The sequence below is a fragment of the Pseudonocardia adelaidensis genome (assembly GCF_039543345.1).
Lineage (GTDB): Bacteria > Actinomycetota > Actinomycetes > Mycobacteriales > Pseudonocardiaceae > Pseudonocardia > Pseudonocardia adelaidensis.
Genome location: NZ_BAABJO010000010.1, coordinates 181898 through 195166, shown reverse-complemented (window position 1 = coordinate 195166; position 13269 = coordinate 181898). Strand labels below are relative to the sequence as shown.

Annotated in this window: 14 protein-coding genes; 8 read left to right on the top strand and 6 right to left on the bottom strand. The window is 73.9% G+C overall.

The window, feature by feature from the left end; translation table 11 throughout:
- Positions 1-67 precede the first annotated feature (67 nt).
- Entirely contained in the window at positions 68-1522 is a 1455-nt protein-coding gene (gene lysS, locus ABEA81_RS15905) for a lysine--tRNA ligase (protein WP_345605939.1), read from the bottom strand.
- 121 nt (positions 1523-1643) lie between these two features.
- Here lysS and ABEA81_RS15900 point away from each other — a divergent pair, with 121 nt between their 5' ends.
- Positions 1644-2411, top strand: coding sequence for a class I SAM-dependent methyltransferase (locus ABEA81_RS15900; protein ID WP_345605862.1), 768 nt, complete (start codon positions 1644-1646; stop codon positions 2409-2411).
- Here the strand turns inward: ABEA81_RS15900 and ABEA81_RS15895 are convergent.
- Entirely contained in the window at positions 2356-3387 is a 1032-nt protein-coding gene (locus tag ABEA81_RS15895; RefSeq protein WP_345605861.1) for a LacI family DNA-binding transcriptional regulator, read from the bottom strand. The genes ABEA81_RS15900 and ABEA81_RS15895 overlap by 56 nt on opposite strands.
- A 169-nt stretch (positions 3388-3556) precedes the next feature.
- On the opposite strand from ABEA81_RS15895, the gene ABEA81_RS15890 reads away from it, so the two are divergent.
- From ABEA81_RS15890 to ABEA81_RS15860, 7 genes are read left to right on the top strand one after another with little or no spacing between them, the layout of a single operon-like run.
- Positions 3557-5065, top strand: a complete 1509-nt coding sequence (locus tag ABEA81_RS15890) for a sodium:solute symporter family protein (RefSeq protein ID WP_345605860.1) — start codon at positions 3557-3559, stop codon at positions 5063-5065.
- On the top strand, positions 5062-6213 hold the full coding sequence (locus ABEA81_RS15885; protein WP_345605859.1) for an AGE family epimerase/isomerase: 1152 nt from the start codon (positions 5062-5064) through the stop codon (positions 6211-6213). The genes ABEA81_RS15890 and ABEA81_RS15885 overlap by 4 nt, the downstream gene beginning before the upstream one ends.
- A complete protein-coding gene (locus tag ABEA81_RS15880; protein ID WP_345605858.1) occupies positions 6210-6953 on the top strand; it encodes a 6-phosphogluconolactonase in 744 nt (247 codons plus the stop codon). The genes ABEA81_RS15885 and ABEA81_RS15880 overlap by 4 nt, the downstream gene beginning before the upstream one ends.
- Positions 6946-7554: a sugar isomerase domain-containing protein gene (locus ABEA81_RS15875; protein WP_345605857.1), complete on the top strand. Its 609-nt coding sequence runs from the start codon at positions 6946-6948 to the stop codon at positions 7552-7554. The genes ABEA81_RS15880 and ABEA81_RS15875 overlap by 8 nt, the downstream gene beginning before the upstream one ends.
- Positions 7555-7704 carry a hypothetical protein gene (locus tag ABEA81_RS15870; RefSeq protein WP_345605856.1) on the top strand — a complete coding sequence of 50 codons (150 nt, stop codon included), beginning with the start codon at positions 7555-7557 and terminating at the stop codon, positions 7702-7704. It begins immediately after the preceding gene.
- Positions 7701-8825 (top strand): N-acetylglucosamine-6-phosphate deacetylase, encoded by a 1125-nt coding sequence (locus ABEA81_RS15865; RefSeq protein ID WP_345605855.1) that lies wholly within the window; start codon positions 7701-7703, stop codon positions 8823-8825. The genes ABEA81_RS15870 and ABEA81_RS15865 overlap by 4 nt, the downstream gene beginning before the upstream one ends.
- 23 nt (positions 8826-8848) lie before the next feature.
- Positions 8849-10099 carry a hypothetical protein gene (locus tag ABEA81_RS15860; protein ID WP_345605854.1) on the top strand — a complete coding sequence of 417 codons (1251 nt, stop codon included), beginning with the start codon at positions 8849-8851 and terminating at the stop codon, positions 10097-10099.
- A gap of 55 nt (positions 10100-10154) precedes the next feature.
- Here ABEA81_RS15860 and ABEA81_RS15855 read toward each other — a convergent pair whose 3' ends face one another.
- Genes ABEA81_RS15855 through ABEA81_RS15840 form a run of 4 tightly spaced genes read right to left on the bottom strand, consistent with a single transcriptional unit; the run spans position 10155 to position 13199 of the window.
- The gene (locus ABEA81_RS15855; protein ID WP_345605852.1) at positions 10155-10976 is read right to left on the bottom strand and encodes a type III pantothenate kinase; all 822 of its coding nucleotides are present in this window, start codon (positions 10974-10976) and stop codon (positions 10155-10157) included.
- A gap of 5 nt (positions 10977-10981) precedes the next feature.
- On the bottom strand, positions 10982-11389 hold the full coding sequence (gene panD / locus ABEA81_RS15850; RefSeq protein WP_345605851.1) for an aspartate 1-decarboxylase: 408 nt from the start codon (positions 11387-11389) through the stop codon (positions 10982-10984).
- 8 nt (positions 11390-11397) lie between these two features.
- Positions 11398-12297 (bottom strand): pantoate--beta-alanine ligase, encoded by a 900-nt coding sequence (panC, locus tag ABEA81_RS15845; RefSeq protein WP_345605938.1) that lies wholly within the window; start codon positions 12295-12297, stop codon positions 11398-11400.
- Positions 12298-12305: 8 nt separating this feature from the next.
- Entirely contained in the window at positions 12306-13199 is an 894-nt protein-coding gene (locus tag ABEA81_RS15840) for a Rossmann-like and DUF2520 domain-containing protein (RefSeq protein WP_345605850.1), read from the bottom strand.
- Positions 13200-13269 lie beyond the last annotated feature (70 nt).

Here is a 13269-nt window from a genome sequence, read left to right as displayed (position 1 = left end):
CCGCAAGCGGAACGATAAACCCAATGCGGCGGTTCGTCGAGTCACCCTGTCCGGTGTCGTGGCATAGTTACTCAGAACGCACGAGCGGGTACAGAATGGTTTCGCGGATTCCGAGCCCGGTGAGCGTCATGAGCAGCCGGTCGATGCCCATTCCCATGCCCCCGGTGGGCGGTAATCCGTACTCCATGGCGCGCAGGAAGTCCTCGTCCAGCTGCATCGCCTCGGGATCACCCGCCGCCGCCTGCAACGACTGGGCGGTGAGCCGCTCGCGCTGGTCGACCGGATCGACGAGTTCGGAGTATGCGGTGGCCAACTCGGTGCCGAACGCAACGAGGTCCCACGCTTCGGCGAGCCGCGGGTCGGCGCGGTGCCGCCTGGTGAGCGGGCGCACCTCGATCGGGTAGTCGCGGACGAACGTCGGCTCGATCAGCGTGTGCTCGACGAGCTTCTCGAACAGTTCGAGTACGATCTGACCTGCGGTGTGCGAACCGTCGACTTCCACATCATGAGCGATCGCGAGCTTGTGCAGCTCGTCCACGGAGGTGTCCGGAGTCACCTCCTGTCCGACGGCTTCCGACACGGCCTGATGGAGTGTGACCGAACGCCACTCACCGCCCAGGTCGTGTTCCGTGCCGTCGGCACGGCGCACAACGGTGGAGCCGAACACCGAGCGCGCCGATGCGAGCACCAACTCACGGGTGAGCTCGGCCATGTCGTCGTAGGTGGCGTAGGCCTGGTAGGCCTCCAGCATCGCGAACTCGGGCGAGTGCGACGAGTCGATGCCCTCGTTCCGGAAGTTCCGATTGATCTCGAAGACACGCTCGATGCCACCGACCACACACCGCTTGAGGAACAGTTCCGGCGCGATCCGCAGGTACAGATCCGTGTCGAGGGCGTTGGAGTGCGTGACGAACGGCCGCGCCGTGGCCCCACCGTGCTGCAGCTGCAGCATCGGCGTCTCGACCTCCACGAACGACCGCTCGTGCAGCACCGAGCGCAGCGTGCGCACGACGGTGGCCCGCCGGAGCACCGTCTCCCGTGCCTGCGGCCGGACGATGAGGTCGACGTAGCGCTGCCTGACGCGGGTCTCCTCCGACAGCTCCCGGTGCAGCCCGGGAAGCGGCCGCAGCGCCTTCGCGGCGAGCTGCCAGCTGTCGGCCATCACGGACAGCTCACCGCGGCGCGAGGTGACCACCTCGCCGTGCACCTGCACGTGGTCGCCGAGGTCGACCTGCGCCTTCCAGCGCGCCAGCTCCTCCTCGCCGACGAGCGCCAGGGAGAGCATCGCCTGCAGCTCGATGCCGTCGCCCTCGCGCAGGGTGGCGAAGCACAGCTTGCCGGTGTTGCGCAGGAACATCACCCGCCCGGTGACGGCGACGACGTCGCCCGTCGCGGTGTCCGGCGGGAGGTCGGGATGGGCGTCGCGCACCTCCCGCAGGGTGCGGGTGCGCTCCACCGCGACCGGGTAGGGATCACGGCCCTGTTCGAGCACGGCCGCCCGCTTGGCCCGGCGGACCCGCATCTGCTCGGGCAGGTCGTCGTCGGGGCTGGTGGGGGGCTCGTTGCTCACGCCGTCAAGGGTAGTGAGCCGGATCGAGCGGAATTCGCTCGCCCGGCACTGGGCCCCCGTACGGTCGGTCGACGTGACCACCTCTTCGCGAGCACGTTCGTTCGGCGCGGCGGCAGCCGCCTACGCAGAGCACCGGCCGGGGTACCCGGCGGCGGCCGTCGACTGGGCGTTGGCGCCGGTGGCCGGGGGTGCGCTCCGGCTGCTGGACCTCGCGGCGGGCACCGGCAAGCTGACGGAGGCGCTGCTGCCGAGGGGCACGGTCGTCGCCGTCGAGCCCGATGCCGCGATGCGCGCCGAGCTGCTCGCCCGATTCCCCGGCACGGACGCGCGGGAGGGCAGTGCCGAGGCGATCCCGCTGCCGGACGGCTGCGTCGACGCCGTGCTCGTGGGGCAGGCGTGGCACTGGTTCGACGCCGACCGCGCCTACGCGGAGGTGGCCAGGGTGCTGCGGCCCGGTGGCGTGCTCGCGGCGCTGTGGAACGGCGACGACGCGAACGTGGACTGGGTGCGCGGCTTCCACGAAGCAGGCCGGTGGGAGTCCCACGTGGTGCGCGCCCCCGAGGCGGAGCCGCCGCAGCTGGTGCACCCCGCGTTCGTCACGGACGGGTTCGCGCAGTTCCCCAACCTCGTGCCCACCACGATCGAAGGGCTCGTCGCGACGCTGCGCACCCACTCGTGGTCGCTCGTCTCCGAACCGGCCGAGCGGGAGGAGGCGTTCGACCGGCTCCGGGCCTACCTCGAGAACCGCCCGGAGACCGCATCGGGGGAGTTCGAGCTGCCGCTCGTCACCGACGTCGTGCGGGCGGTGCGGCGGGAGCGGGTCCCGTACTCGCGCGCGTGACCAGGTGCGAGGGCAGCAGCAGGCGCCGGTCCCGCTCGCCCTCGGGGTCCTCCACCAGCTCCATCAACAGCTCGACCGCCAGCCTCCCCGCCTCGCCACCACGGCCGTGCACGGTGGTGAGCGGCGGGTACGTCGTGGCCGCGAGGATGTCGTCGCAGCCGACGATCGAGACCTCGGCGGGCACCGCGACCCCGTGCTCGGCCATCCCGGCGAGCGCGCCCTGGGCGAGGCCGTCGTCGAAGGCGATCGCCGCGGTGGCCCCGGTGGCGAGCACCTCGGCGGCCGCGGCGCGTCCCTCGTCGTGCTCCGGCCGGTGCGGACGCAGCACGGTGGCGGTGACGCCGAGCGCTGCGCACCGCTCCCGCACCGCGTCGCGCCGCTGCTCGTCCGACCACGATCCCGCGGGCCCGCTGACGTACGCGAGGTGGCGGTGCCCGAGCCCGGCGAGGTGGTCCACGGCCTCGCGGATCCCCGGCGCCGAGTCGACCAGGATCCGCGGCACGCCCGGCACGTCGCGGTTGACCAGCACGAGCGGGTGCCCCCGCCGCGCCACCTCCCGCACCGTCTCGTCCGGGAGCCGCGAGGAGACGAGCACCACGCCGTCGGTGCGTCGCTCGAGCTCGACGAGCAGGTCGAGCTCCTTCGCGGGGTCCTCGTCGGTGTCCCCGACCACCGTGCTGACGCCGCCGGTGGCCGCGTGCGCCTGCGCGGCGCGGATCACCGGCGGAAAGAACGGGTTCGCGATGTCGGGCACCACCACGGCGATCATCCCCAGCCGCCCGGTGCTGAGCGCCCGCGCCGTGTGGCTCGGCTTGTAGCCCAGGCGCGCGGCGACCTCCGTGACGTGCGCGACCGTGCTCTCCTTCAGCCGGTGGGGATGGGAGAACACGCGCGAGACCGTGGACGTCGACACCCCGGCGGCCGCGGCGACGACCTTGATCGTGGGCGCCTGCCGGCGCCCGTCCAGGCGGGCCACGAGGCGAACTGTACGACGTGGGCGGGACCACGGATCCGTACGATCGACTTGACGTGCAACCGGTTGCACGCGACCATCCCCGGCCAACGGGCACCGGAGGACCAGGGCGGCGCCCGGACGACCGCGAGCCGCCCGGAGCGCAGCGGAGGCAAGGGGACACGGAGGAGCGATGGACCTGCTCGACTGGTTGGTGGTCGGCGGCTACTTCGTCGTGATGGTGCTGATCGGGCTGTGGGCGAAGGCCCGCATCCACGACTCCCGCGACTTCTTCACCGCCGGCGGGCGCATGCCCTGGTGGCTGTCGGGCATCTCGCACCACATGTCGGGCTACAGCTCGGCGGTGTTCGTCGGCTACGCCGCGATCGCCTACACCCAGGGGTTCGTGCTCTACGTCTGGTGGGCGCTCGGGATCACCTTCGCGATGGTGGTCGGCGCGTTCCTGTTCGTCCCCCGCTGGCCGCGGCTGCGGCAGCGGCTCGGGATCATCTCGCCGCTGGAGTACCTGCGGATCCGCTACGGCGTGCCCACCCAGCAGCTGCTCGCGTGGAGCGGCACCGCGCTCAAGGTCTTCGACGTGGGCGCCAAGTGGACGGCCACCGCGCTGCTGCTCAACGTCTTCACGGGCGTCCCGCTCGCCGTCGGCATCCTGCTCACCGGCGGGGTCACGCTCGTCTACTCCACCATCGGCGGGCTGTGGGCCGACGCGCTCACCGACATGGGCCAGTTCCTGATCCAGCTCGTGGCCGGCATCGTCATGTTCGTCGCCGTGCTGGGCGCGCTCGACGGCGTCCCCACCCTGTGGACGCTGTGGGACAAGCTGCCCGAGGGCAACGCCGCGGCGTTCAACGGCCAGTACACGGCGCTGTTCGTGCTGGTCTACCTGCTGATCAACACGCTGTCCTACAACGGCGGCACCTGGAACCTGGCGCAGCGGTTCATCGCATCCCCCACCGGCAGCTCGGCCCGGCGGGCGGCGCTGTTCTCCGCCGCGCTCTACCTGGTCTGGCCGCTGGTGATGTTCTTCCCGATGTGGGCGGCGCCGGTGTTGCTGCCCGGGCTGGCGAAGCCGGACCAGTCCTACGCGCTGCTCACCCAGCAGCTGCTCCCGGCCGGTCTCGTCGGGCTGGTGATCGCGGGGCTCTTCTCGCACACGATGGCGATGACCGCATCGGACGCCAACGCGATCTCCGCGGTGGTGACCCGCGACATCGTGCCCGCGGTCTGGAAGCGCGGCCGCGCGCTCGACACCCGCGCCGAGCTCCTGATCGGTCGGATCAGCGTGTTCACGTTCATCGCGCTGAGCATGGTGATCGCCTTGACCGCCGACAGCTTCGGCGGCGTGCTCGGCCTGATCATCCTGTGGTTCGGCGGCCTGGTCGGGCCCATCGCGATCCCGATGCTCCTGGGCATGCTGCCGGCGTTCAAGCGGTGCGGGCCGGTCGCGGCGATCACCTCGTGGGCGGTGGGCCTCGCGGTCTTCGCGCTCACCCGGTACGGGTTCGACGTCTCGCGGCTCGCGCCGGACCAGGCCACCGCCGTACAGGTCGGCGGCCCGGTCGTGTGCGCGATCATCACGTTCGTCGTGGTCGGGCTCGTCGCGCCATGGCGGAACCCCGAGTCCGACGAGCTGGTCGAGGCGATCTCCCACGACGAGCCCGCTGCCGAGCCGGTCCGGTGACCCACCGCGACCACCTCGTGGACGACGTGCTGGCCTGGTGGTCGGCGAACGGCCCCGACCGCGAGCACGGCGGCGTCCTCACCTGCTGGGACAACGCGGGCACCCGCCTCGTCTCGACCGACAAGTACACCTGGTCGCAGGGGCGCTGGGCCTGGCTCACCGCCCGGGTGGCGCTCGCGGAGAAGCTGCTCGGAGTCGACGGCGCCTGGTACGCGGAGCAGGCCCTGTGCACGGCGCGGTTCGTCCGCGACCACGCGCTCCTGCCCGACTGCACCACCGCGTTCGTCACGGATCGGACCGGCGCCGAGGCCGGGCCGCACACGAGCGTCTACGCCGACCTCTTCGCCGCGCTCGGCTTCGCCGGCGTGGAGCGGCTGCGCCCGGGCGAGGACTGGGGCGGCTTCGCGGAGGACCTGCTGCTCCGCTCGGCGGCGGCCATCGAGGACGGCCGGTTCCGCTCCGACCCGTACCCGGTGCCCGTGGGGCACCGGTCGTTCGGGTTGCCGATGATCCTCGTCGGCGTCGGGGAGCAGGTGCACCGCGCCACGGGCTCGGCGGCGTCCGCGGACGTCGTGCGGCGAGCCGCCCGGGAGATCGAGGAGCACCACCTGGACGGCGACGACGTTGCCGAGATGCCGTCGGCCACGGACGGCCTGCTGTCCCGCCACCGCACGCCCGGCCACGTGCTGGAGGCGACCTGGTTCCTGCACCACGCCCGTGACCTGCTGGCCGGGTCCGCGCTCGCGGATCCGGACCGGCTCGCCCGGGTCGCCGTGCGGGCCCTCGGGCTCGGCTGGGACGGCGGCCACGGCGGGCTGCTGCGCTACGTGGACCGGGACGGCGGGGCGCCCACCGGCGCCCGCACCGACGACCCGTACGAGGCGCTCGTGGTGGACACCTGGGACACGAAGCTGTGGTGGCCGCACGCCGAGGCGCTGTACGCCACGGCGCTGCTGGCGCCGGACCACCACGCCCGGGTGCACGACTACGTGTTCGCGACGTTCCTGGAGGGGGCGGGGCGGGAGTGGACGCAGATCCGCTCCCGCGACGGCACGCCCGTCGAGAAGACGGTGGCGCTCCCGGTGAAGGACCCGTTCCACATCGCGCGTGCGCTCCTCATGCTGGTGGAGCTGGAGGGAGAAGCGTGAGACAGGTTGTCCCGGGCATGCCGAGGGTGCGGTCCTTCCCGGACCGGGCGGCGATGGGCGCGGCCGCCGCGGCGGACGTCGCCGCCGAGCTGCGGGCCCGCCTCGCCGGGCAGGACTCCGTCCGGATGATCTTCGCGGCGGCGCCGAGCCAGAGCGACATGCTCGACCGCCTCGTCGCCGCGCCGGGGATCGACTGGGCCCGCGTCACCGCGTTCCACATGGACGAGTACATCGGCCTGCCCCCGGACGCCCCCGCGCGGTTCGCGAACTGGCTGGACCGGGCGGTCTTCACCAGGGTCCCGTTCGAACGGGTGCACCGCATCGACCCCGACGCCGAGCCCGCCACGTACGCGAAACTCCTGGCTGAGGCCCCGGTCGACCTGGTCTGCCTCGGGATCGGCCAGAACGGGCACCTCGCGTTCAACGACCCACCCGTGGCCGACCTGGACGACCCGTTCGCCGTCAAGGTGGTGGAGCTGGACGACACGTGCCGGCAGCAGCAGGTCGACGACGGCCAGTTCCCGTCATTCGCCGACGTGCCGACCCACGCGGTCACGCTGACGATCCCGCGACTGCTCGACGCCCGCAGGCTGTTCTGCGTGGTGCCCGGGGCGGCGAAGCGGCACGCTGTCGACCGAGCCCTGCACGCGCCGGTCTCCGCGGCCGACCCGGCGACGGCGCTGCGCACCCACCCCGACGTCACCCTCTACCTCGACGCGGAGGCCGATCCCCGTGTCTGATGCGACGTTCCGCGGCTACCTCGACACCGTCCACGGCTACCTGAAGCGGATCCTCGCCGAGGAGTCCGGCGCGATCCGCGCGGCCGCGGAGCTGCTCGCCGACCAGATCGCGAACGACCGGCTCGTGCACGTGTTCGGGCCCGGCGGGCACTCCAACCTCGCCGCGCAGGAGGTGTTCTTCCGCGCCGGCGGGCTGATGCACATCTCGGCGATCCTCGACGAGGGCACGCTGCTGTCCAACGGGGCCCTGCGGTCGATGGCGATCGAGCGCACGCCCGGCTACGGCCGCGTCGTGATCAGCGACCGCGGGCTCGGCGAGGGCGACCTGCTGGTGCTCGTCAACGCCTACGGGATCAACGCCGCGCTGATCGACGCCGCGCTCACCGCCAGGGAGCGCGGGGTGCGGTTGATCGGGATCAGCTCGCGCGAGCACGCGGAGAACACCTCGCCGGACCACCCGGCACGGCACCCGTCCAAGGCGAACCTGCACGACCTCGTGGACGTCGCCATCGACAGCAAGGTGCCGATCGGCGACGCGGTGATGGAGGTGCGCGGATCGGCCGAGCCCGTCGCGGCCGTGTCGACGTTCACCAACGCGTAGGTGCTCAACTGCCTCACGCTCGCGACCGTCGAGGCGCTCGCCGCACGCGGGATCGAGCCGCCGGTGTGGCGCAGCGGCAACGCGCCGGGCGGTGACGAGGCCAACGGCCGGTTCCTGGAACGGTTCCGCGGGCGGGTGCGCTCGCTGTGAGGCTCCGCGGCCGGGACCCGGCGACCGGGCGCCTCCTGGAGGTCACCACCGACGGCCCCGTGATCGCGCACGTGCGGCACGTCGACGGCGACCCGGACGCCCCGTGGCTGCTCCCGGGGCTGGTCGACCTGCAGGTCAACGGGTTCGGCGGCCACGACGTCAACGGGCCGGACGTCACCGCGGACACCGTGGTCGCACTCGTCAGGGCGGTGGCGTCGGCGGGCACGACCACTGTGGTCCCGACCGTCATCACGGCCAGCGAGGCCGACATCGTGCGCTCGCTGCGCGCGGTCGCCGAGGCCCGCGCGCGGGACGAGATCACCCGGCACGCCGTGCCGTTCGTGCACGTGGAGGGCCCGCACATCTCGGCGGAGGACGGCCCGCGGGGCGCGCACCCCGCCGAGCACGTCCGCCCGCCCGACCCCGCCGAGTTCGACCGCTGGCAGCGTGCGGGTGGCGGCATCGTCGGCATCGTCACGATCTCCCCGCACCACCCGGGGGCCGTCGCCTACACCGAACACCTCACGCGGGCCGGCGTGATCGTCGCGATCGGCCACACGCACGCCTCACCCGACGAGGTTCGCGCGGTGACCGACGCCGGGGCACGGATGTCGACGCACCTCGGCAACGGCGCGCACGCCGTGCTCGCCCGGCACCCGAACTACCTGTGGGCCCAGCTCGCCGACGACCGCCTCACGGCCGGGTTCATCGCCGACGGCCACCACCTGCCCGCCGACACGCTCACGGCGATGCTGCGGGCGAAGGGCCTCCGGCGCTCGCTACTGGTGTCCGACTCCGTGGCGCTGGCCGGGATGCCGCCCGGCGAGTACGCGAGCCCGGTGGGCGGCGCGGTCGAGCTCTCGGGCGACGGCAGGCTGTCGGTGGCCGGGACCCCCTACCTCGCGGGCGCCGCCAGGTCGCTCGCCGACGGCCTCGCGCAGGCCGTCCGGATGACCGGGATCGGGCTGGGCGACGCGGTGCGGCTCGCCACCGCGAACCCGGGCCGGTTCGTCGGCGGCCGGGGCCTGCTGGTGCCCGGAGCCCCTGCGGACCTGTTGCTCGTGGACCAGGAACTGCGGATCCGGCAGGTCGTGGCAGCGGGGTCGGAGATCGCGCGATGAGGGCGGGCGTCGCGGTTCGGGACGTGACGCCCCCGCTCGGGACGGCGATGTCCGGCTTCGTCGCCCGGACCTCGCCCGCGACCGGCGTGCACGACCCGCTGCTGGTGCACGCGCTGGTGGTGGAGGACACCGCGCTGGTCACCGTCGACGTCGTCGGCCTGCACGAGGACGACTGCACGCGGATCCGGCAGCGGTGCGCCGTGCCCGCGGACCGCGTCGTCGTGCACGCCACGCACACCCACGGCGGCCCGGCGAGCATGCGCGGCCGGCTGGGCGGCCCGGTCGACGAGGCCTGGCTCGAGCACGTGATCACGACCTGCGTCGATGCGGTCGACGCCGCGTTCGCCCGCGCGGAGCGGGTCGAGGTGCACGCGGGGTACGGCGCGGGTCCCGGCGTGGCCCGCAACCGGCGGCGGCCGGACGGGCCGGTCGACGACGCGCTCCCGGTGGTCCACCTGCGCCGCCCGGGCGGGTCGCTGCTGGCCTGCGTCGTCTCCTACGCGTGCCACCCCGTGGTGCTCGGCGCGGACAACACGCTGCTCACCGCCGACTACCCCGGCGTCGTCCGGCAGGTCCTCGCCGAGCGGCTCGGCGCACCGGTCCTGTTCGTGACGGGGTGCGCGGGGGATGCGAACACCGGGCACGCGGCGTCGGCGTCGATCTCGACCGCCGCGACGGCCTCCCGGACGTTCGCCGAGTGCGAGCGGGTGGGCCGCCGCGTCGCCTCGGCCGCGCTGGCCGCCTCCCCTGCCCCCGGGCCCACCCACGTGACGGCCGCGCGCCTGGAGGTCCCGCTCGGCCTCGACGTCCGCGACCAGGACCCGGGCGAGATCGCGGCGTGGGAGACCGAGGCCGCACCGGCCGACCCGGCCCGGGCCGCGCTGCTGCGGTGCTGGGCGGGCTGGGGGCGGCGGCAGCTCACCGGATCCGCCCGACCGGGGTCGTGGACCGGCTCGGTGACCGTCCTGCGGTGGGGCCCTGCCGTGCTCGTCGCGCTGCCCGGGGAGCCGTTCGCGGCCGCCGCGCACGAGGTCCGCGCGCACGCCGACCCCCGGGACACGGTGCTGGTGGCGGGCTACTGCGACGGCTACCCCGGCTACCTGCCTCCCGCCGAGGAGTACGCCCACGGCGGCTACGAGGTGGCGGAGGCCCACCGCTACTACGGCTTGCCCGGCCCGTTCGCGGCGGGCGGGTCCGAGCGCCTGACGGCGATTGCCGCATCACTGCTCCGCGAACCGCAGCAAGGTGGCCTTGCTCCGGCCGACCCGGAGTAAGGCCACCTTGCTGCAGCCTCGGGGCGCGCCCCTCCCGCCCGAATGCCGTACGGGGCTAGCCCGCCGCACCCGTGGCGGCCCGGGTGGCGGCGGCGTTGCGCTGGTACGTCAGGCGCAGGCCCAGCAGCGTCAGGTCGGGCACGTACTCCGTGATCGTCTCCGACTCGCCGCTCATGAGCGGGGCCAGACCTCCCGTGCCGAGCACGGTGACGGGCCCCGCCTTCGGGCCGAGCTCGGCGAGTATGCGCCGCACCAGCCCGTCCACCTGCCCGGCGAAGCCGAAGAGCACGCCGGACTGCAGGCACTCGACGGTGTTCTTGCCGATCACGGAGCGCGGCCGCACCAGCTCCACCGTGCGGAGCGCCGCCGCGCGGGTGGCCAGTGCCTCCATCGAGATCTCGATGCCCGGCGCGAGCGCACCGCCGAGGAACTCGCCCTTCGCGGAGACGACGTCGATGTTGGTGGACGTGCCGAAGTCGACCACCACGCACGCCGTGCCGTAGAGCCGGTGCGCGGCGAGGGTGTTCATCACGCGGTCGGCGCCCACCTCCCGCGGGTTGTCCACGAGCAGCGGCACGCCGGTGCGCACGCCGGGCCCCACGACGACGGCCGGCACGTCCCTGCGGTCGATGAGCAACCGCAGCTCGCGCAGCAGGGTGGGCACGGTCGAGAGCGCCGCGATCCCGGTGACGCGCCCCGCGTACGGGCCGAGCAGGCCCGCGAACGCGACGTCCAGCTCGTCGGAGGTCATCCGCGGGTCGGTGCGCATCCGCCAGTCGCGCACGAGCGGCGGGTCGATCTCCTCGGCCGAGCCGGGCTCGTCCGGGTAGAGGCCGAGCGCGATCTGGGTGTTCCCGACGTCGACGCAGAGCAGCACGGGACCTACCCGGCGCCGCAGAGCAGCCCGGAGCCCTCCGGCACGTGCGCCGGGTCCGCGCCCAGCTCGACGACCCGGTTGGCCCCGTCCACGAACACCACGCGCGGTGCGTACGCGGCGGGCTCGGCCTCGTGGAGGTGGGCGTAGGACATCAGGATGACCAGGTCCCCGGGGTGCACGGGGTGGGCGGCAGCCCCGTTGAGCCCGATCACCCCGCTGCCCCGCTCGCCGGGGATGACGCAGGTCTCGAGCCGCGCGCCGTTCGTGATGTCGACGATCGCCAGCTGCTCGCCCTCGAGCAGGTCGGCCGCGTCCACCAGGTCGCGGTCCACGGTGACCGAGCCGACGTGGTGCAGGTCGGCCTGCGTCACCGTCGCCCGGTGGATCTTCGACTTGAGCATGGTGCGCTGCACGGCGGCTCCTACAGCTGGACCGGAACGTTGTCGATCAACCGGGTGCCGCCGACCCGCGCGGCGACGAGCAGCCGCGCGCTACCCGCCTGCGGGGCGGGGCCGAGGTCGGGGTCGGTGAGCTCCAGGTAGTCCACCGCCACGGCGGGCTCCTCGGCGAGCACGGCCCTGGCCGTCTCCAGCACGGCCTGCGGCCCGCGGGCCGACACGGCGGCCCCGGCGGTCAGCGCCCGCTGCAGCACGGGCGCGCGGCGCCGGTCGTCGGGGGACAGGTAGGCGTTGCGGGAGGAGAGCGCGAGCCCGTCCGGCTCGCGCACCGTCGGCACGCCGACCACCGACAACGGGAAGTCCAGGTCCCGCACCATCTTCTCGACGAGGACGAGCTGCTGGTAGTCCTTCTCGCCGAAGAAGGCGAGATCGGGCCCGACGATGTGGAAGAGCTTGGCCACCACCGTGAGCACCCCGGCGAAGTGCCCCTGCCGGACCGCGCCCTCGAGCCGTTCGCCCAGCGGGCCAGGCACGACGGTGGTGTCGGCGCCCTCGGGGTACATGTCCGGCACGCCGGGCAGGAACACGAGCTCCACGCCCTCCTCTCGGCACGCCTCCAGGTCGGCCTCGAGGGGCCGCGGGTAGCGCTCCAGGTCCTCCCCGGCACCGAACTGCAGCGGGTTCACGAAGATCGACACCACCGGCACGACCGCGCCGGGGGCACGCCGGGCGTGCCGGATCAGCTCCCGGTGGCCCTCGTGGAGGGCGCCCATCGTCGGCACGAGCGCGATCTTGCGGCCCGCGGCGCGCAGCGCCCGCGTGACCGGGGTGATCTCGCGCGGCGAGCGGTGCACGGTCAGGGCGCCCGCGGCGTAACCCCCCCGGGTCCTGGCCCCGCCGCCGACGGACGAGGAGGCGGCCATCGGCCTGATCACGGCTTCTCCTGGAGGATCTCGAGCACCTCGTGGGCGGCGTGGTCGGGGAGCATGCCGGCGTCGACGGCGCGGTGCGCGGTGCGCCCCGCGAGCACGCGGTAGGTCTCGGCGAGGTCGGGATCGGCAGCGTCGAGCTCGCGCAGGTGCACGCGGACCGTTCCGACGTCGCCACGGGCCACCGGGCCGGTCAGGGCGCGGTCACCGTGCCGGAGCGCGTTGTCGAGCGCCGCGGAGAGCAACGGCGCGACGAGCCGTTCGGCCGGGCGGACACCGGCGCGCTCCAGCGTCTCGACGCAGTCGCGCACGAGCGTGACGAGGTGGTTGGCGCCGTGTGCGAGCGCGGTGTGGTAGAGCGGGCGCACCTCCTCGGCGACGCGCACCGGCTCGGCGCCCATCTCGACCACGAGCGCCTCCCCCACGCTCCACGCCGCCTCGTCGCCCGCCGTGGCCGTCACCCCGACGCTGCACGCGGCCAGCCGGGCCACGTCCTCCGTGCGGCCGGTGAACGTCATCACCGGGTGCAGCGCGAGCGGCAGTACGCCGTGCTCGGCGGCGGGGGCGAGCACCGACACCCCGTGCGCCCCCGACGTGTGCACCACGATCTGGCCTGCCCGGAAGCTGCCGGCCGCGGCCAACCCGCGCACGAGGCCGGGCAGGACGTCGTCGGGGACGGCGAGCAGGGCCAGGTCGACGCCGGCCACGACCTCGTCCGGGGGGCGCAGGGGGACGTCCGGGAGGAGCGTCTCGGCCCGCTGGACCGACGCCCGCGAGACGCCCGACGTGGCCACGATCCGGTGCCCGGCGGCCGCCCAGGCCGCCCCGACGACGGCACCGACGCGTCCGGCCGACACGACACCGATCGCCAGCCGTGCGGGCCTGCCAGCGCTCATCGCACTCACTCCTCGTTCCAGTCCCGTCACGCGGGTACCAGACGGCGCGCACAGGCTAACGGCCGCGAGG

Bases quoted from the DNA above. Each gene is read 5' to 3' on its own strand.
- panC (WP_345605938.1), bottom strand. From the start codon at position 12,297: ATGGCCGCCTCCTCGTCCGTCGGCGGCGGGGCCAGGACCCGGGGGGGT.
- lysS (WP_345605939.1), bottom strand. From the start codon at position 1,522: ATGCGGGTCCGCCGGGCCAAGCGGGCGGCCGTGCTCGAACAGGGCCGT.
- ABEA81_RS15890 (WP_345605860.1), top strand. From the start codon at position 3,557: ATGGACCTGCTCGACTGGTTGGTGGTCGGCGGCTACTTCGTCGTGATG.
- ABEA81_RS15840 (WP_345605850.1), bottom strand. From the start codon at position 13,199: ATGAGCGCTGGCAGGCCCGCACGGCTGGCGATCGGTGTCGTGTCGGCC.